The following is an 18595-nucleotide window of genomic DNA, read 5'->3' as shown; positions in this document are numbered from 1 at the left end:
GCCACAGCGTCCGATTCTTCGTCTACCATGCCCGGGCTTTCGTCCGGCAAGGCAGTTCGACGAAACAGGGGGATGTCGGGTTTAGGCTGTTCGCAGCCTCCACATCTTTGCAATCAGGCAGCGCTGTGTTTCAAAGCATCTTGCTTGTCTGTGTGGGCAACATTTGCCGTAGCCCCACAGCCGAATACCTCTTGAGGCAGCGCCTTCCCGCTGCCCGGGCGACCGTATCGAGCGCCGGCCTCGGCGCCGTCGAGGACAGTCCCATGGATGCCACCGCGGCCGCGTTGCTGCGCGAACACGGCATCGACGGCGGCGCGCATCGCGGCCGCCAACTCATACCCGACATGCTGCGCCAGGCCGACCTCGTGTTGGTGATGGAGAAGGCGCATGCCGCACGCATCGCGCGCGTCGCGCCCGAAGCCAGCGGCAAGGTATTCCTGCTGGGCAAGTGGCAGGGTGAACGGGAGATTCCAGATCCATACGGCCAATCGCGACAGGCTTTCGAGCATGTCTACGCGTTGATCGACCAGAGCGTGTCGCACTGGTTGCCGTATCTGTATGCCTCACCGTCCGGAGTATCGGCTGCATGACCCAACTCACCAACGTCAACGTCGCGCGCAACAATGAAGAAGAACTCGACCTGGGTGCCATGCTCGGCACGTTGGTCGACAACCGCTGGCTGATCATCGCCATCACCGGTTTGTTCCTGGCCTGCAGTCTGGCCTACGCGCTGTTGGCGACGCCGATCTATCAGGCCGACGCGATGGTGCAGGTGGAGCAGAAAGTGCCCGAATTGCCGGGCATCAGCGCGCTGAGCCAGACGTTGGGCGCATCCAATTCGCAGGCGACCACCGAGATTGCGCTGATCACCTCGCGTACGGTGATCGGCAAAGCGGTGGACGATCTCAAACTGGATATCTCGGTTGCGCCGCGCCGCTTTCCGATGATCGGCGCAGGTATCTCGCGCCGTTACGGTCTCTCCCATCCAGGTGAGTTAGCGAGCCCCGTGCTTGGCCTCGATCGCTACGACTGGGGTGGCGCGAAGATCGATCTCAAGCAGATCGATGTGCGCGACGATCTGCTCGGTAAGACGCTCACCCTGATCGCTGGCGACAACGGCAACTACACCTTGCTGGACAATCATGACGATCTGCTGCTGCAAGGTACGGTAGGGCAGGCGTCCAGCGGCCATGGTGTGACCTTGCTGGTCACAGCGCTGAAGGCCAATCCCGGCACGCATTTCGATGTGCGGCGCGAGCGCGCGCTCACCACCATCAACAGTCTGCAGCAGGCGATCCAGGCTACCGAGAAGGGCAAGGACTCCGGCATCATCGCGCTGTCCTACCAGAACGCGAATCCACGACTGGCTGCGGCGCTGCTGGATCGGGTCAGCGAGTGGTATGTGCATCAGAACGTGGACTGGAATGCGGCCGAAGCGGCCAACAGCCTGAAGTTCGTGCAGGAGCAGCTGCCCAAGGTGCGCGTCGATCTCGACAAGGCGCAGGCGGCGTTGAACGCGTTCCAGATCCAGGCCCGTTCGGTCGACATCACCATGCAGACCAAGGCGCTGCTGGATCAGAGCGTGGCCGTTGAAGCCAACATCCAGCAGCTGCGCATGCAGCAGGCGGACATCGCGCGCCGCTTTACGCCACAGCACCCCGCCTACAAGGCGCTGATGCAGCAGATTGGTCAGCTCGAAGGCCAGAAGTCGCAGATGGACAAGCAGGTCGACGACCTGCCGGATACGCAGCAGGAGTTGCTCAAGCTCACCCGCGATGTCGAAGTGAGCAACCAGACCTATACCGGCCTGCTCAATCAGGCGCAGCAGCTGGATATCGCGCGCGCAGGCAAGGTCGGCAATGTCCATGTGGTGGATAGCGCGCAGGTGGACATCACCAGTCCGGTCAAGCCGAAGAAGGTTCTGGTGGTGTTCGGCGGTACTTTTCTCGGCGCCTTCCTCGCTTTCGGCATCGTGTTCGTACGACAGATGCTCAACCGCGGTGTGGAAGAGCCATCGGTGATCGAGCAGCTCGGCTTGCCGGTGTATGCCTCGGTGCCGGTCAGTCCCACGGAAAACCAGATCGCGCTCACCGAACGTGTGCGCGGCGACGGCAGGCATCACTTGCTGGCGATCAGTGCGCCGGCGGATCTCGCTACCGAAGCCATGCGCAGCCTGCGCACCAGCCTGCATTTCGCCCGGATGGAAGCGAAGAACAATTTGCTGATGATCTCGGGCTCCAGCCCCGAGGCCGGCAAGACCTTCGTCTCCGCCAATCTCGCGGCGGTGATGGCGCAGGCCGGCCAGCGCGTGTTGGTGATCGATGGCGATATGCGCAAGGGTTCGCTGCACAAGGTCATGGGCGGCAAGCCCACGGACGGCTTGTCCGAGTTGATCTCCGGGCAGATCGACCTGTCGCAGGCGATCCGTCCGCTGCCGGCGCTGGAAAACCTGCACTACATCGCGCGCGGCAAGGTACCGCCTAATCCATCCGAGTTGCTGATGAATCCGCGTTTCAACGAGGTGATTCAACAACTGCTCCCGCTTTACGACCTGGTGCTGGTCGACACACCGCCGATTCTCGCCGTGACGGACGCGTCGATCATCGGCCACATGGCCGGCACCAGCCTGCTGGTGATTCGCTTCGGTCTCAATCAGGCGCGCGAGATTGCACTGGCGCGGCAACGTTTCGCGCAGAACGGCGTGGAGATCAAGGGCGCCATTTTCAATGCTGTCGAGCGGCGTAGCAGCGGCTACTACTCGTACGGCTATTACGAATACAAGACAGCACACTGAGCCGTGCATACGTTGTGTGAAGAGCGACTCGATAGCGTCGCTGTATGGTTCTTTGCGCCTTTTTTATGGCGATGCTATTCATGATGTTGTCAAGTTATGGTGAGATCATTTGGACGTCTAAATGTCCAAATGATGATGTTGAAACCATGATGCGCTTCTCCAAAAAGGCGAGGTAAATGAATCAAGCTGTCAGGCTTCAGCGGGCAGTAAAGAAGCGATCGCCAGATTAGATCGCCCGAATGCATCGCGGAGTCGCGACGCTTACCACTCATGGTCCGATGCGTGCCCCGGCGGCATGGCATCGACCCGCCATCACTGGAAGATCGGATGCAGCAAGTGATCAATGCCAAGATTGCCGTCATCGGCCTCGGATATGTCGGCCTGCCGTTAGCGGTAGAGTTCGGCAAGAAGTACGACACGGTAGGTTTCGACATCCGCGCCTCGCGCGTGGAGCAGCTACGCCAGGGCCGCGACAGCACACTCGAAGTCGAGCCGGAAGAACTCGCGGCGGCCACCCGCCTGCGCTACAGCGCGGATCTCGAAGATATCCGCTCCAGCACGGTCTACATCGTCACCGTGCCCACCCCGATCGACACGGCCAAGCGGCCGGATCTCACCCCGTTGATCAAGGCCAGCGAGAGCTTGGGTTCCGTGCTCAAGCGCGGCGACATCGTGGTGTACGAATCCACGGTCTATCCCGGCTGCACCGAGGAAATCTGTGTGCCGATCCTGGAGCGCGTATCGGGCCTGCGCTTCAACAAGGATTTCTTCGCTGGCTACAGTCCGGAGCGCATCAACCCGGGTGATAAGGAGCATCGGGTAACCAGCATCCTCAAGGTCACCTCCGGCTCCACGCCCGAGGCGGCGAGCTATGTGGATGCCTTGTACAGCAGCATCATCACCGCCGGCACGCACAAGGCCAGCAGCATCAAGGTGGCGGAGGCCGCCAAGGTGATCGAAAACACCCAGCGCGATCTCAACATTGCACTGGTCAACGACCTCGCCATGCTGTTCAACAAGCTGGGCATCGACACGCTGGAGGTCTTGCAAGCAGCGGGTACCAAGTGGAACTTCCTTCCGTTCCGTCCCGGTCTGGTCGGTGGCCATTGCATCAGCGTCGATCCGTACTACCTGACACACAAGGCGCAGGAAGTCGGCCATCACCCCGATGTGATCCTGGCCGGCCGCCGCACCAACGATGGCATGGGTCCGTACATCGCCAGTGAAGTGGTGCGCTTGATGGTGCGCAAGGGCATCAACCCCGTGCGTGCCCGAGTGCTGCTGCTGGGCCTCGCGTTCAAGGAGAACTGCCCGGACCTGCGCAATACGCGCGTGGTCGATATCGTGCATGCGCTTCGTGGCTACAACGCGGATATCGATATCCATGATCCCTGGGTCGATGCGGCCGAAGCCGAGCATGAGTACGGCCTGTCCACCCTGGTCGAGCCGAAGCATGGCGACTACGACGCCATCGTCGTCGCGGTGGGCCATCGCGAGTTCGAGGCACTGGGCGGTCATGGCATTCGTGCCTACGGAAAGCCCGAGTCGATCGTGTACGACGTGAAGTATGTGCTGCCGCGTGAAGCGGTGGACGGGAGGCTGTGAGCATGCGCGTACTGGTTACCGGAACCGCCGGCTTCATCGGTTCGCATGTCGCCCTTGAGCTGCTCAAGCGTGGCCATGAAGTGATCGGCTTCGACAACCTCAACGATTACTACGACGTCGAACTGAAGCGCGCGCGTCTCGCCCGCTTCAGCGGGCATCCTGCCTATACCCACGTCTACGGCGACCTCGCCGACCGCAATGCGATGGACGCGGTGTTCATTCGCTATCGACCACAGCGTGTGGTGCATCTGGCGGCGCAGGCGGGTGTGCGTTATGCGGCACAGAATCCGCACGTCTACGTGAGTAGCAATGTCACCGGCTTCCTGCACGTACTGGAGGGTTGTCGTCACGCGGGTGTGGAGCATCTGGTGTTCGCTTCTACCAGCTCGGTCTACGGCGCCAACACCGATATGCCGTTCTCGGAGCATCGCTCCGCCGAACATCCACTGACCTTGTACGCGGCGACCAAGAAAGCCAACGAGCAGATGGCGCACAGCTATGCGCATCTGTACGGCATTCCATGCACGGGGCTGCGCTTCTTCACGGTCTACGGTCCTTGGGGCCGGCCGGATATGGCGCTGTTCCTGTTTACCCAGGCGATCCTGGCGGGCGAACCGATCAAGGTATTCAACCATGGGCGGCACAAGCGCAGCTTCACCTATATCGACGACATCGTGGAAGGCGTGCTGCGCACGCTCGATGCGGTGCCGGGCAAGGCTGCGCACTGGGACAGCCTGGTGCCCGATCCCGCCTGCAGTGGCGTTGCGCCGTACCAGCTCTACAACATCGGCAACGAACGGCCAGTGGAATTGCTGAAGTACATCGAGGTGCTGGAGCAATGCCTTGATCGCAAAGCCATCATGGACATGCTTCCGCTGCAGGCCGGCGATGTGCCGGACACCGAGGCCGACGTTTCCAGCCTGGTCGAGGCTGTGGGTTATCGGCCGAAGGTCTCGGTGGAAGAAGGCGTACACCGCTTCGTGGAGTGGTATCGCTCCTATCAGGTGCCGGTTGCGGCCGTGGCGAATGGAGCGCTGTCATGAAGACCGCAGTCATGAAGAATTTCGCGCTGATCGGCGCCGCTGGCTACATCGCACCCCGTCATATGCAGGCGATCAAGGACACCGGCCACCGTTTGGTTGCAGCCTATGATCCAAACGATTCGGTGGGCGTGATCGACAGCCATTTCCCCGAAGCCGATTTCTTTACCGAGTTCGAGCGCTTCGACCGGCATGTCGACAAGATGCGCCGGGCCAATCACAACCACCGCATCGACTACGTGTCGATCTGCTCGCCGAACTACCTGCACGATTCGCACATGCGCTTTGCCCTGCGCTCGGGCGCGGATGCGATCTGCGAGAAGCCGCTGGTGCTCAATCCTTGGAACATCGACGGCCTCAAGGAAATCGAGCAGGACACCGGGCGCAAGGTCAATACCATCCTGCAGCTGCGCGTGCATCCGGCGATCATCGCGCTGCGCGACAAAGTACGCAGCGGCAAACACAAGACCAAGCACGAGGTGGATCTGGCCTACATCACCTCGCGCGGCCACTGGTATCTGCAATCGTGGAAGGGTGACGCCAAGAAGTCCGGCGGCATCGCCACCAATATCGGCGTGCATTTCTTCGACATGCTGCATTTCATCTTCGGCGACTTGCAGCAGAACGTGGTGCACCATGCCTCGGACACCAAGGCTGCCGGCTTCCTGGAATACGAGCATGCCCGCGCACGCTGGTTCCTCTCGGTCGATGTGGAAGACGTGCCGGATGCGCAGCGTGCGGCGGGCCAGCGTACCTTCCGCTCGATCACCGTAGATGGCGAAGAGATCGAGTTCTCCGGCGGCTTCACCGACCTGCACACGCGCAGCTATCAGGAAATCCTCGCCGGCCGCGGCTATGGCCTGGAAGAGAACCGCTGCGCGATTACCACGGTGTCCGAGATCCGCCAGGCGCAGCCGGTCGGCCTGCAGGGCGACTACCACCCCTTTCTTCTCCGCACTCCCCACTGAGCGAGCCGCCATGAGCTACTACCAGCATCCTAGTGCCATCGTCGATGACGGCGCCCAGATCGGCGAAGGCTCGCGCGTGTGGCACTTCGTCCATGTCTGCGGCGGTGCGCGCATCGGCAAGGGCGTGTCACTCGGTCAGAACGTATTCGTCGGCAACCGCGTGGTGATCGGCGACCATTGCAAGATCCAGAACAACGTGTCGGTGTACGACAACGTGACGCTGGAAGAGGGCGTGTTCTGCGGCCCCAGCATGGTCTTCACCAATGTCTACAACCCGCGCTCGCTGATCGAGCGCAAGGACGAATACCGCGACACCCTGGTCAAGCGCGGCGTCACGCTCGGCGCCAACTGCACCATCGTCTGCGGCGTCACCATTGGCGAGTTCGCCTTTGTTGGAGCTGGCGCGGTAGTCAACAAGGATGTGCCGGCCTATGCGCTGATGGTCGGCGTGCCGGCGCGGCAGATCGGCTGGATGAGCGAGTTCGGCGAACAGCTGGAGTTGCCGCTGAGCGGTGACGGTATCGCGGTCTGCGCGCATACGGGCGCGCGTTATGTGCTGCATGGCGACCGCGTGGAGAAAAAGACGGAGGCCGCCGCATGATCGATTTCGTCGACCTCAAAGCCCAGCAGGCAAGGATCAAGCCGCAGATCGAGGCCGGTATCCAGCGCGTGCTGGCGCATGGCCAGTACATCCTTGGCCCGGAAGTGGCGGAACTGGAGCGGCAGCTCGCCGCCTTCGCCGGGGCCGCGCACTGCATCACCTGCGCCAATGGCACCGATGCGCTGCAGATCGCGCAGATGGCACTGGGCATCGGTCCCGGCGACGAAGTGATCATGCCGGGCTTCACCTACATCGCCACCGCCGAAACGGCCGTGTTGCTCGGCGCCAAGCCGGTGTATGTGGATATCGATCCACGCACCTACAACCTTGATCCGAACCTGCTTGAAGCGGCCATCACGCCGCGCACCCGCGCTATCGTGCCGGTGTCGCTGTACGGGCAGTGCGCCGATTTCGACGCGATCAACGCGATCGCCGAACGGCACGGCATCCCGGTGATCGAAGATGCCGCGCAGAGCTTCGGGGCCAGCTACAAAGGGCGGCGCTCCTGCAATCTCAGCACGGTAGCCTGCACCAGCTTCTTCCCGAGCAAGCCGCTCGGATGCTACGGCGACGGCGGCGCGATCTTCACCAACGACGACGAGCTGGCCACGGTCATGCGCCAGATCGCGCGGCATGGTCAGGACCGCCGCTATCACCATGTGCGTGTCGGCGTGAACAGCCGTCTCGATACGCTGCAGGCAGCCGTGTTGCTGCCCAAGCTGCAGATCTTCGAGGAGGAGATCCAGCGCCGTCAGCAGGTGGCCGCGGACTATGCACGGCTGCTGGCCCGCGTGGGCATCGATACGCCGCCTTACATCGAGCCGCACAACGTCAGCGTGTACGCGCAATACACCATCCGCGTGGAAGACCGCGAAGCCTTGCAGGCGCGCCTGAAAGAAGCCGGCGTGCCCAGCGTGGTCCATTACCCGCTACCGCTCAATCGGCAGCCAGCGGTGGCGGATCCGGCCGCGAAGCTCCCGGTGGGCGATGCGGCGGCGGAGGAAGTACTGAGTCTGCCGATGCATCCCTACCTGGCCACGGCGCAGGTGGGGCGGATCGTGCACAACCTCGCCGCGGTACCGGTGAAGTAGGCGCCCATGCTCGATCTGCTCGCCCGATGCATCAGCGGTTCGGTCGACTGGGCCCAGCGCCGCAGTCACGCCCGCCGGTTGCGCGGCTACCCGGGCATCGCGGCCGGTGCCAGCGTGGGCGTGGGTTCCAAGCTGATCGGGCCCAAGGAAAACTTCCACATCGGTGCGCACAGTTACCTCAATCAGGCACATCTGTCCTGCGGGCCGGGCTCGCGCGTGGTAATCGGCAACGGCTGTGCGATTGGTTACAACGTTTCGATCAAGGCGATCACTCATCACATGGACAAGCCCACCCGCAATGCGGCCGGCCCCATGTGGCACGTGGAGCGCGACATCGTGATCGGCGACGACTGCTGGATCGGCGACAACGTGTTTATCCGCGAAGGCGTGGTGCTGGGCGACAACACCATCGTCGGCGCCAATTCCGTGGTGACCCAATCCTTTCCGGGCAATCAGGTGATCGCTGGCATTCCGGCTAGAGTCATCAGAGAGCGCTGACGTGCACGTACTGATCATTCCTTCTTGGTATCCGAGCGCGCCGGGCGACATCAACGGCAGCTTTTTCCGTGAGCAGGCGCTGGCCCTGCACCGGCACGGATGCGAGGTGGGTGTGATCTATCCGCAGTTGAGTACGCTGCGGAGCTGGCGCGGACTGTCCGGCGGCAAGCGCGGCGTGGTGCGCGAAACCGACGAGGGTATGTCGGTGCTGCGCTTGCATGGCACCAATACGTTTCCGCTGCTGCACAGCGCGGCCTGCCGCTGGTGGGTGCATCACGGGCTGACGCTGTACGCGCGTCACGTCGACGAGTTCGGCCGGCCGGAACTGGTGCATGCGCATTCGGCGCTGTATGGCGGCGCGCTGGCGCGGGAACTGTGGCAGCGCGAAGGGCTACCGTATGTACTGACCGAACACAGCTCGATGTACCCGCGCGGCCGGGTGAGCCGCGCGCAGATCAGAATCGCGCGCCGGGTGGCGGAGGATGCCCGCCGGAAGTTTGCGGTGAGCAAGGCTTTCGCTCATTTCCTCGATGGCTACTTCGGTGGCCGTGCCGCCGGCTGGGACGCGATGCCCAACATCGTCGACAACGCCTTTGCCGAGCGGCCGCTGCAAGCGCCAGCCGGCGACGGCTACTTCGCCTTCATCAGCATCAGTGTGCTGACCGAGAACAAAGGCATTCACCACCTGCTCGCCGCCTTTGCGCGCGTGCGCGAAGCGAATCCCGATGTGGTGTTGCGCATTGGTGGAGACGGGCCAGAGCGGCAGCGTCTGGAGCGGCTTGCGGAAACGCTCGGCATCACTGGCAGCGTTGAGTTCCTTGGTGCGCTGACGCGGGAGCAGGTGGCCGAGCAGGTGTCGCGCGCGCAGGCGCTGGTGCATCCCAGCCTGTACGAAACCTTCGGCGTGGCGATCATCGAAGCGCTGACCCTGGGCAAGCCGGTGATTGCAACGCGCTGCGGTGGCCCGGACGCCATCGTGACGCCGCATGACGGCATGCTGGTGCCGGTGGGTGACAAGCAGGCGCTGGCCGAGGCCATGCGGACCATGTGCGAGCGCATCGGCGATTACGACGCTGCGGGCATCCGTCGCGCCTGCCTCGCGCGCTTCGGTGAGCGTGCGGTAGTCGAGCGCCTGACCGAGGTTTATGCCGGCGTCATAGCCGAGAGCGCCAACGGCCGGGCGACGATGCCGCTGCCGGGAGGTGCGCGCTCATGAACAAGCGCCAGATTCTCGGCTTCGCCCTGGGCCCGCTCGGTTCTGCCCTGATCGGCTTTGTCACCTTGCCGATGTTGGCCTGGTTCTTCAGCGCCGAAGACATCGGCCGCATCTCGATGCTGCAGGTGGCGAGCAACTTTGCCGTGGTGCTGTTCACCTTCGGCCTCGATCAGAGCTATGCACGCGAGTACCACGAAACCCACGACAAGCCGGCATTGCTGAAAGCCGCCGCCGCACCCGGTCTGTTGGCGCTGAGTCTGTTGTTGATCGTGTTGCTGGTGGTGTCGCCGGGCCTGTTGTCGCGCGCACTGTTCGAGCTGGATGACACCACGCTGAGCATCGTCGCGGCGCTGTCGATCCTGGCCAGCCTGGTATCGCGCTTCCTCTCGGTGATTCTGCGCATGGAGGAGAAAGGCTTTGCCTTCTCAATGAGCCAGGTGTTGCCGAAAGCGCTGTTCCTCGCGGTGGTCGGCATCTACGCGTTGCGCGCGACCCAGTTCCGTTTCGACATGCTGCTCGACGCGTATACCGCGTCGATCGTCGCCGTGATGCTGGTGTATGCGTGGAATACGCGGCATGCGTGGCTGCCGGCGCTGTCGGCATCGGTCGCGCGCGGCCATCTTGGCCTGTTGTTGAAGTTCGGTTTCCCACTGATCTTCGGCGGTGTCGCCTCGTGGGCGCTGATGGCGATGGACCGGCTGTTCCTGCGTCAACTCTCCAGCCTGACCGAGCTTGGCATTTTCTCGGTGGCCGCGAGCATCGCGGCGGCGGCGGGCATCGTGTCCGGCATCTTCACGACGGTGTGGGCTCCCACGGTGTATCGCTGGGCGGCCGAGGGTGATGCGCAGGGAAAGATCGACGCGGTCACCGAGCATCTGCTGGCGGCGGTGGTGCTGATCTTCGTACTGACCGGCATGCTGTCCTGGGTCATCGCCTATGTGCTGCCGGCCACTTATGACCGCGTGCAGTACATCGTCGCCGCCAGTCTCGCGCCGCCGCTGCTGTATGCGTTGTCGGAATGCGCGGCGGTGGGTATCGGCCTGGCGCGCAAGAGTATGTATTCGATGCTGGCTTCGTTCATGGCGGCAGCCTTCAACGTGGTGGGCAACTACCTGTTGGTGCCGCGCCTGGGTGCAGGTGGTGCGGCGATCTCGACGGCAGTGTCATTCCTGCTGTTCCTGATCGTAAGGACCGAGTTCTCCTGCCGGGTCTGGCATGTGGTGCCACGCGCGCGGCTGTACGGCGCGACCAGTGCCGTCACCGCGGCGGCGGTGGGCTTTGTGCTGTTCGGTGAACAGCACCGGGCACTGTTCATGGCTTTGTGGATGGCGATTGGCCTGATGTCGATCATCTTGTTCCGTCCATCGCTTTCCCTGGCGGTGCAGTCGTGCGCGCAGCTATGGCATGGCCGCCGCCTGAAATGGTCGAGCTGAGCGGGGAGCCCCGGAACGGATGGTGATGAAGAAGATCAATGTGTTCCTGTTCGCGGCCCATCATGCGTCCGGCAATGTCGCGGCGCAGCGCTTCAAGGGCCTGCTGAAATACCTCGATGGCAGCAAGTATCGGGTGTACGTGTTTGCGCGCGGGGAGGTCGCCGAGCGTGCGGCAACCGATTCGCAGGACATCCATGTGATCGCGTTGCCGGGGCATTGCGTGGGTAGCGAATCCACTCCCACCGCTTCGGCGTTCACCCTGCTGTCGGCCTTTGTGCGGCCGTTGCCATTCCTGTTCGCCGGCGGTGCCGCCTCGGCATCGCGCCCCTGGCTGGTGAATGCGCTGGGCGAAGCAGAGCGTCTGTGCCGCCGGCATATGGCGGAAGGCGAGCGCTGCGTAGTGATCGGCACCTACTCGCCGATCGATGCCTTGATCGCCGCGGCCAGCCTGGCGACGCGGCACCGGCTGCCTTGCCTGCAGGATTTCCGCGACGGGCTGGTCTTTGAGCCCTTGGGGCATCCGGGCCGTGCGCGGGAGTTCCTGCGTACGCTGATCGAGGCGCGTGTGGTCGCGGCGGCGACGCTGGTGACATCGGTAAGCCGCGCGTTGGTCGACGATTTCGCGCAACGCTATCCGGGCAAGCGTACCGGTCTGCTGCCGAACGGCTATGACCCCGCGGACTTCGTCACATCCGCCGCCGACGATAGCGAGCAGGCGGCGGCCATCCTCTCTCAGCAGGTACCGGAAGGCGCGCTGTTGATCGGCCATTTCGGGCGCATCGGCGCCAGCGACGGGTCGGCCTCGAAAAGCCTGGACGCTTTCATCGAGCAGATGAACGCACTTGATGACAAGACCGGACCCAAGCACGTGCTGTTCGTGGGTGAACTGACGCCGGGCGAATTGGCCTCGATCCGCAAGGCGCGTTTCGGGGTGAGTGTGATCAAGCCGGTGCGGCGAGCGCTGGCGCTGCAGTTGATGAAGCGCTGTGACAAGTTGCTTTTGCTTACCGGCAATCGCGTGTGCTGTGCCACGGGCAAGCTGTTTGAATACCTTGCCGCCGGCGCGCAGGTCGTGTGCGTTTCCGGCGTGGAGAACGAAGCTTCAGCCATCCTGGCGGAAACAGGGAGTGGCCATACCTTGCTCGCGGAAGGCGTGGCGGCCGAAGCCCTGGGGCGCGCGTTGTCGAGCACGCCCACGGCCGATGCGCGGCGCGACATTGCGGCGTACAGCAAGACACACCAGGCCGGTGTGCTCGATCGCTGGCTGACCGATATGGTGACCGCATGAGCGCGAGCGCCGCACCCGCGCCGCTGCCGCCGTCGGCGCCGATGTCCGCGATGCCGGTGAACGAGCGGCGGCTGACCCTGCGCCATGTCTTTCTCGGCAGCGCGATGTTGCTGCTCTTCCTGACCGTGGTGGTGCCCAACTCGTTGCCGGTGCCGACGGCGGCCATGATGGGTATCACAACGCTGATGGCATTGCCCGGCCTGCGCCTGGGGCGCGGCTTCAAGAAGCTGCTGGCGCTGCTGATGTGCTCGTCGATGGTCACGGTGATCTACATCGCGGTGGGCTATCTCAACGACGCGCCGCCGGTCGCGGCGGCGCAGGTGTTGGTGATCTACATCCTGTCGCCGCTGCTGTGGATGGTGATCAGCGATGGCCTGTTGCGCTGGCCGGGTTCGTCGCGACTGATGGACTGGTTCGCGTGGCTCAGCGTGCTGGCTTGTATCAGCGTGGGTCTGTACTTCTACCTGTACCTGACCTACGGCGCGGCGGCGGTGTCGTTCTTCTTCAAGGGGCAGGCCAACGTCAACCTCAACGAGGGCTTCTCCGGCGCGATCATGCATGTGTATGGCTCGCTGATTTTTCTCGCCGGCGGTTTCTTCAGTTCGCCCGAGTTGATCAAGAGCCGCCTGCTGCGCCTCACTGTGCTGGCCATGCTTCTGGTCTGCGCGCTCACTTCCGGCCGCTCGGCGCTGATCCTGGCGATTCCGGTGGGCTGGGTACTCGGCCAGTGGTTGACGCCGCGCACGCTCGGCTATCAGCGCAGCATCCGCACGCCGCTGACCCGCCTGGTCAAGGTCGGCCTTCCCACGGTGTTCGCCATCGCGTTGGTCGTGGTGCTGCTGGAGAGCTACACCTCGATCCGCCTGTCGGTGATCTACGACAGCTTTATGGACAAGCTCACCTCGGGTGGTGGCACCTCGCGTGTGGGTATGGCCGGTTCGCTGTTCGAAGGCATTCTCGACAATGGTGGTATCGGCGCCGGTCATGGCATCGGCGTCAGCTTCGTCAGCAGCCAGGAGTATCCGTGGCGCTACGAACTGGTGTGGCTGGCGACCGTATATCGCGTCGGCCTGGTTGGCGCACTGGTCTATGCGCTGCCGTTCCTGCTCTACATCGCGCGCGTATTGCGCATGGCGGCGGTGCGAAAGCTGCCGCCGCAGCACAAGTTCCTGTTCTGCGCCTTTGTCGCGGCGTTCATCGCCTCGAACACCAATCCGTATATCGAAGCGTTTGCGTTCCAGTGGATGTACACGATTCCGGTACTGGCGCTGTTTGTCGAATACCCGATGGGGATGGAGCGTGGCAACGCATGAAGCGACTCAAGGTGACTTTGTTTTCCCGTTATTCGCGTCTGGGTCCGAGTACACGGCTGCGCAGCCTGCAATACCTGTCCGAACTGGAGAAGCGAGGGATTGACGTGGAAGTACGAGCACTATTTCCCGATGCGTATCTGGAAGCGCTGTACGGCGGCAATCCGCAGGTCGCCAAAGTCAGCGCGTGGCGTCACTACGGCCAACGCATCGTCGAGCTGTGGCGCGGCGATGGCCACGACCTGGCCTGGATCGAAGGTGAGCTGTTTCCGTATCTGCCTTACTGGCTGGAGTCGATGCTGGGCCGGAGTGCGCGACCCTATGTGGTGGACTACGACGACGCGCTGTTCCATAAGTACGATCTGTCGCCGAGCCCGGTGATCCGCAGCGTGCTCGGCCGCAAGATCGATCGCGTCATGGAACATGCCGCCTGCGTGATTGCCGGCAACCCGTATCTTGCCGCGCGGGCGGAACAGGCGCGGGCGGATCGCGTCGAAGTCATCCCCACCGTGGTGGATGAGCAGCGCTACGCCACCGTGAATCATGACGGACGCGAGCAGCCGGTGATTGGCTGGATCGGTTCGCCCGCCACCGAGCACTATCTGCTGGATATCGGCGATGTACTGCTGCAAGCCTGTGCAGGCGGCAAGGCGAAGCTGCTGTTGGTCGGCGCGCGTCCGGAGGTGGCGGAGCAACTCGCCGGCATCGATGTAGAAGTGGTGCCGTGGTCCGAGGACAGCGAGGCTGACCAGATCGCGCGCATGGATATCGGCGTGATGCCGCTGCGCGACGGTCCTTGGGAGCGCGGCAAGTGCGGCTACAAGATCATCCAGTACATGGCCTGCGCGCTGCCAGTGGTGGTGTCGCCAGTAGGCGTGAATCCGGACATCGTGAGACAGGGCGATAACGGCTTTCTCGCAGCCGAGGCGCCCGACTGGCTGAGCAGCCTGCAACAACTGATCGACGACCCTGGCCTGCGCGCGCGTATGGGGCAGGCCGGACGCGAGCGGGTCGAGCGCGATTACAGTCTGGCCTCGCAAGTGCCTCGGCTCGCCGATGTGCTGTGGCTGGCGGAGCGCTGCTGATGTGCGGCATAGCAGGCTGGTGGCGACTGGGCGGCGCGCCGCGCGAATCATTGGAGCGGCAAGTAGCGGCGATGTCCGCACGGCTGCTGCATCGCGGGCCCGACGATGGCGGCCAGTGGTGCGACGACAACACTGGCGTGGCGTTGGCGCAGCGGCGCCTGTCGATTCTCGATCTGTCGCCGGCCGGGCATCAGCCCATGCATTCCGTCTGTGGCCGCTACGTGGCGGTGTTCAATGGCGAGATCTACAACCACCTTGAACTGCGCGGCAGGCTCACCGCGGAAGGCAAGGCACCCGAGTGGCGCGGGCATTCCGACACCGAAACGCTGATGGCCTGCTTCACCGCCTGGGGTGTGCCCAGGACGTTGCAAGCCAGCATTGGCATGTTCGCCATCGCCCTATGGGACCGTCAGCAGCGCACGTTGTCGCTGGCGCGCGACCGGCTTGGTGAGAAGCCGCTGTACTACGGCTGGCAGGGTGACACCTTGTTGTTCGGTTCCGAGCTCAAGGCGCTGACCGCGCACAGTGCTTTTCGCGCCGATATCGATCGCGATGCGCTGGCCCTGTTCCTCCGGCACAACTGCATTCCGGCACCGCACAGCATCTATCGCGGCATCTACAAGTTGCGGCCGGGGCATCTGTTGCAGATCGTTGGTGCCGCACCACGCATCGCGCGGCCGGTACCCTACTGGGAGTACAACGACGCGGTGCATGCCGGTTTGGCGGAACCGTTTGTCGGCAGCGACGCCGAGGCGATCGATGCACTGGAAACGCAACTCGGCGCGAGCGTGCAATCGCAGATGGTGGCCGATGTGCCGTTGGGCGCCTTCCTCAGCGGTGGTGTGGACAGCAGCACCATCGTCGCGCTGATGCAGAAGCACAGCCATCGCGCAGTAAAGACCTTCACCATCGGTTTCGACGAGGGCGGCTACGACGAGGCGGTGCATGCCAAGGAGGTGGCGAAGCATCTCGGCACCGAACACACCGAGCTCTATGTGCGGCCCGAAGATGCGCTGTCGGTGATCCCCAGGCTGCCGTCGATCTATTGCGAACCGTTTGCCGACAGCTCGCAGATTCCCACCTTCCTGGTCAGCCAGCTCGCGCGCCAGCATGTCACCGTCGCCCTGAGTGGCGATGCCGGCGATGAACTGTTCGGTGGCTACAACCGTTATCTGTCGGCACGCAAGGTATGGACGCGCATGCAGCGCCTGCCGCCCTTCGCGCGTAACGCCGCGGCCGGTGCGCTACGCGCGCTGCCACCGGCAACGTGGGATCGCTGGTTCGCGCGCGCCAGCCGGGTGTTGCCGCGGCGGCTTCATCTCGCCACGCCCGGCGACAAGGCGCAGAAGCTGGCCGATGTGCTGACACTGTCGAGTGGCGAAGCGTTCTTCCATCAGCTCACCAGTCAGTGGAGCGACCCGGCAAGTCTGGTGATCGGCGCAACGGAGCCGGCCACCTTGCTGACCGATCCGCACGCCTGGCCCGAGACCGACGGGTTCGAGCACTGGATGATGGCAATGGATGCGCAGGCCTATATGACGGACGACATCCTGGTGAAGATCGACCGCGCCGCGATGGCCAACAGCCTGGAGACGCGCGTGCCACTGCTCGACCCGCGTGTGGTGGAGCTGGCCTGGCGCATGCCGCTGCATCTGAAGATCCGCCACGGCCAGGGCAAGTGGCTGCTGCGCCAGGTGCTGTATCGGCATGTGCCGAAGCAAATGATCGAGCGGCCCAAGATGGGTTTCGGCATTCCGCTCGACAGTTGGCTGCGCGGACCGTTGCGCGACTGGGCGGAGGCCTTGCTCGACGAGGGAAGGCTGCGGCGTGAAGGCTATCTGCGGCCCGAGCCGATCCGGCGCGTGTGGAACGAACACTTGAGCGGCAAGCGCAACTGGCAGCACCGGTTATGGAGCGTGCTGATGTTCCAGGCGTGGCTGGATGCCGGTATGAGCGATCACAGCAGGGGGAACTCGCATGAAGAACTGTCTCTATCCCCAGCCCATGTGGACCTATGAAAATCGTCCTGTTCGCCAATACCGATTGGTATCTCTACAACTTCCGGCGTTCTCTCGCGCTGGCCTTGCGCGACGCCGGACATCAACTTCTGCTGCTGTCGCCGCCCGGGCCTTATGGCGAAAAGTTGCAGGCGCTTGGCCTGCGCTGGGAGCCTTTGCCGATGGAGCGGCGAAGCCTCAATCCGCTTCGTGAAATCGGGCTGCTGCGGCATCTGGTGCGCGTACTTCGGCGCGAGCGGCCGGCGCTGGTGCACGGCTTCACCATCAAATGCGCGGTGTACGGTTCGCTGGCTGCGCGCATGGCTGGCGTGCCGGCGCGCGTCAATGCCGTCGCCGGCATGGGCTATGTATTCACCAGTTCGGATCTGAAGGCGCGTTTGCTGCGGCCGGTGGTGCGCAGCCTGTTGCGTCTGGCGCTGGATGGCGAGGGTGCACGCCTGATCTTGCAGAACTCGGATGACATCGCGTTGTTCGAGAAGGCGGGCCTGATCGATCCTTCGCGCATTCGATTGATCCGTGGTTCCGGGGTGGATTGCTCACGCTTTACGCAGCGCAGTGGTGCGCGTGCTGACGGTCCGTTGCGCGTGCTGCTGGCGGCTCGTCTGTTGTGGGACAAAGGGTTGGATGAATACGTGAAGGCGGCGCGGCAGCTATTGGCGGAGGGCCGTCCGATCCATTTCCTGCTCGCGGGCGAGCCCGATCCTGGCAATCCGGCGGCCGTGCCCGAGGCGACGGTGCAAGCGTGGGTGAATGAGGGTGTGGTGACGTGGCTCGGGCATGTCGACGATATGGTCGGGCTCCTGAGCTCAGTCGATGTGGTGGTGTTGCCGAGCTATCGGGAAGGCTTGCCGAAGACGCTGATCGAAGCCGCGGCGTGCGGACTGCCGTTGATTACGGCGGATGTGCCGGGCTGTCGTGAAGTAGTGACGGATGGGGTGGATGGTTTGCTGGTGCCGGTGCGTGACGGGGATGCGCTGGCGGGAGCGATCCGGCGCTTGCAGGATGATCCGGCGCTGGCGCGACGGCTTGGCGAAGCGGCGCGGGTGAAGGCGCATGCGGAGTTCGATGAGCGGATCGTAGTGCGGAGGACGGTGGATGCATATCGGGAGTTGTGTGGGCCGGTGGCGGTGCCTGTTTTGAAGGTTGATGGGGTGCGTGTGGGGGGTGTTGTTTCTTCGTCGCCTTCGGGGAGGGGGCTGGGCTGAAGGCCCGGCTCTTGCGATTCGTTCACCTACTGCGTCATTCCGGCGTAGGCCGGAATCCAGTAGTGGCGCGCTTCGATTGTTGCGTCTGCGTGCTCTGGCCGCTTATGCAGCGGGCATTTCGGACGCCTGCCGGCGCCCGAGTTACTTTCTCTTTGCTGGCCCAACCCCCCGAGGGGGCCTAGAGAGAAAGTAACCAAAGAGAAATGGCCTGAGAGCCGGCGGTGTGCTTTGTAGCTGCGCATCTTCCAGTGCCAGACGTCGAGATGTTTTGTTGCGGACCGATCGCTCGACTGCGCTGCTGCACGTCTCGTCGATATGCGTTGTTTCTTGCGCGCAGGTTCTTGATTCACTCGCGATTAAAGCGCTCGCTTCGGGCATGGATAGACTCGATGGTTCAGGGGATCGGTTTGATGTGTGTCATTGCATAGGCGTGTTCCGTCCAC

General features: G+C 63.4%; 15 protein-coding genes. All 15 read left to right on the top strand.

Features of this window, described 5'->3' with window-relative positions:
- Positions 1 to 125: 125 nt before the first annotated feature.
- The 15 genes from ISS97_RS14675 (at position 126) to ISS97_RS14605 (ending at position 18152) form a co-directional block, all read left to right on the top strand.
- The gene (locus ISS97_RS14675) at positions 126 to 590 is read left to right on the top strand and encodes a low molecular weight protein-tyrosine-phosphatase (protein WP_379985677.1); all 465 of its coding nucleotides are present in this window, start codon (positions 126 to 128) and stop codon (positions 588 to 590) included.
- The gene (locus ISS97_RS14670; RefSeq protein WP_379985678.1) at positions 587 to 2794 is read left to right on the top strand and encodes a polysaccharide biosynthesis tyrosine autokinase; all 2208 of its coding nucleotides are present in this window, start codon (positions 587 to 589) and stop codon (positions 2792 to 2794) included. Before ISS97_RS14675 ends, ISS97_RS14670 begins: the two co-directional genes overlap by 4 nt.
- A gap of 327 nt (positions 2795 to 3121) precedes the next feature.
- Positions 3122 to 4399, top strand: a complete 1278-nt coding sequence (tviB, locus tag ISS97_RS14665) for a Vi polysaccharide biosynthesis UDP-N-acetylglucosamine C-6 dehydrogenase TviB (protein WP_379985679.1) — start codon at positions 3122 to 3124, stop codon at positions 4397 to 4399.
- 2 nt (positions 4400 to 4401) lie between these two features.
- Positions 4402 to 5442 (top strand): NAD-dependent epimerase, encoded by a 1041-nt coding sequence (locus ISS97_RS14660; protein ID WP_379985680.1) that lies wholly within the window; start codon positions 4402 to 4404, stop codon positions 5440 to 5442.
- Positions 5439 to 6407: a Gfo/Idh/MocA family protein gene (locus ISS97_RS14655; protein WP_379985681.1), complete on the top strand. Its 969-nt coding sequence runs from the start codon at positions 5439 to 5441 to the stop codon at positions 6405 to 6407. Before ISS97_RS14660 ends, ISS97_RS14655 begins: the two co-directional genes overlap by 4 nt.
- A gap of 10 nt (positions 6408 to 6417) precedes the next feature.
- Positions 6418 to 7008, top strand: a complete 591-nt coding sequence (wbpD, locus tag ISS97_RS14650; protein WP_379985682.1) for a UDP-2-acetamido-3-amino-2,3-dideoxy-D-glucuronate N-acetyltransferase — start codon at positions 6418 to 6420, stop codon at positions 7006 to 7008.
- A complete protein-coding gene (locus ISS97_RS14645) occupies positions 7005 to 8099 on the top strand; it encodes a DegT/DnrJ/EryC1/StrS family aminotransferase (protein WP_379985683.1) in 1095 nt (364 codons plus the stop codon). The genes wbpD and ISS97_RS14645 overlap by 4 nt, the downstream gene beginning before the upstream one ends.
- Before the next feature lie 6 nt (positions 8100 to 8105).
- Complete coding sequence (locus ISS97_RS14640; RefSeq protein WP_379985684.1) at positions 8106 to 8597, top strand: acyltransferase; 492 nt, start codon at positions 8106 to 8108, stop codon at positions 8595 to 8597.
- Position 8598: 1 nt separating this feature from the next.
- Complete coding sequence (locus tag ISS97_RS14635) at positions 8599 to 9813, top strand: glycosyltransferase (RefSeq protein WP_379985685.1); 1215 nt, start codon at positions 8599 to 8601, stop codon at positions 9811 to 9813.
- On the top strand, positions 9810 to 11246 hold the full coding sequence (locus ISS97_RS14630; RefSeq protein ID WP_379985686.1) for a lipopolysaccharide biosynthesis protein: 1437 nt from the start codon (positions 9810 to 9812) through the stop codon (positions 11244 to 11246). Before ISS97_RS14635 ends, ISS97_RS14630 begins: the two co-directional genes overlap by 4 nt.
- A 25-nt stretch (positions 11247 to 11271) precedes the next feature.
- Positions 11272 to 12534: a glycosyltransferase gene (locus ISS97_RS14625; protein WP_379985687.1), complete on the top strand. Its 1263-nt coding sequence runs from the start codon at positions 11272 to 11274 to the stop codon at positions 12532 to 12534.
- Positions 12531 to 13847: a hypothetical protein gene (locus ISS97_RS14620; RefSeq protein WP_379985688.1), complete on the top strand. Its 1317-nt coding sequence runs from the start codon at positions 12531 to 12533 to the stop codon at positions 13845 to 13847. Before ISS97_RS14625 ends, ISS97_RS14620 begins: the two co-directional genes overlap by 4 nt.
- Positions 13844 to 14929, top strand: a complete 1086-nt coding sequence (locus ISS97_RS14615) for a glycosyltransferase family 4 protein (RefSeq protein ID WP_379985689.1) — start codon at positions 13844 to 13846, stop codon at positions 14927 to 14929. Before ISS97_RS14620 ends, ISS97_RS14615 begins: the two co-directional genes overlap by 4 nt.
- The gene (asnB, locus tag ISS97_RS14610) at positions 14929 to 16947 is read left to right on the top strand and encodes an asparagine synthase (glutamine-hydrolyzing) (RefSeq protein ID WP_379985690.1); all 2019 of its coding nucleotides are present in this window, start codon (positions 14929 to 14931) and stop codon (positions 16945 to 16947) included. The genes ISS97_RS14615 and asnB overlap by 1 nt, the downstream gene beginning before the upstream one ends.
- The gene (locus tag ISS97_RS14605) at positions 16944 to 18152 is read left to right on the top strand and encodes a glycosyltransferase family 4 protein (protein ID WP_379985691.1); all 1209 of its coding nucleotides are present in this window, start codon (positions 16944 to 16946) and stop codon (positions 18150 to 18152) included. Before asnB ends, ISS97_RS14605 begins: the two co-directional genes overlap by 4 nt.
- Positions 18153 to 18595 lie beyond the last annotated feature (443 nt).

This window comes from Dyella koreensis, assembly GCF_044904565.1.
GTDB classification, from domain to species: domain Bacteria; phylum Pseudomonadota; class Gammaproteobacteria; order Xanthomonadales; family Rhodanobacteraceae; genus Dyella_D; species Dyella_D koreensis.
Note: the sequence above shows the minus strand (reverse complement) of the source record. Positions and strands in the feature narration are given on the sequence as shown.

Bases quoted from the DNA above. Each gene is read 5' to 3' on its own strand.
- ISS97_RS14670 (WP_379985678.1), top strand. From the start codon at position 587: ATGACCCAACTCACCAACGTCAACGTCGCGCGCAACAATGAAGAAGAA.
- tviB (WP_379985679.1), top strand. From the start codon at position 3,122: ATGCAGCAAGTGATCAATGCCAAGATTGCCGTCATCGGCCTCGGATAT.
- ISS97_RS14660 (WP_379985680.1), top strand. From the start codon at position 4,402: ATGCGCGTACTGGTTACCGGAACCGCCGGCTTCATCGGTTCGCATGTC.
- ISS97_RS14655 (WP_379985681.1), top strand. From the start codon at position 5,439: ATGAAGACCGCAGTCATGAAGAATTTCGCGCTGATCGGCGCCGCTGGC.
- wbpD (WP_379985682.1), top strand. From the start codon at position 6,418: ATGAGCTACTACCAGCATCCTAGTGCCATCGTCGATGACGGCGCCCAG.
- ISS97_RS14645 (WP_379985683.1), top strand. From the start codon at position 7,005: ATGATCGATTTCGTCGACCTCAAAGCCCAGCAGGCAAGGATCAAGCCG.
- ISS97_RS14640 (WP_379985684.1), top strand. From the start codon at position 8,106: ATGCTCGATCTGCTCGCCCGATGCATCAGCGGTTCGGTCGACTGGGCC.
- ISS97_RS14630 (WP_379985686.1), top strand. From the start codon at position 9,810: ATGAACAAGCGCCAGATTCTCGGCTTCGCCCTGGGCCCGCTCGGTTCT.
- ISS97_RS14625 (WP_379985687.1), top strand. From the start codon at position 11,272: ATGAAGAAGATCAATGTGTTCCTGTTCGCGGCCCATCATGCGTCCGGC.
- ISS97_RS14620 (WP_379985688.1), top strand. From the start codon at position 12,531: ATGAGCGCGAGCGCCGCACCCGCGCCGCTGCCGCCGTCGGCGCCGATG.
- ISS97_RS14615 (WP_379985689.1), top strand. From the start codon at position 13,844: ATGAAGCGACTCAAGGTGACTTTGTTTTCCCGTTATTCGCGTCTGGGT.
- asnB (WP_379985690.1), top strand. From the start codon at position 14,929: ATGTGCGGCATAGCAGGCTGGTGGCGACTGGGCGGCGCGCCGCGCGAA.
- ISS97_RS14605 (WP_379985691.1), top strand. From the start codon at position 16,944: ATGAAAATCGTCCTGTTCGCCAATACCGATTGGTATCTCTACAACTTC.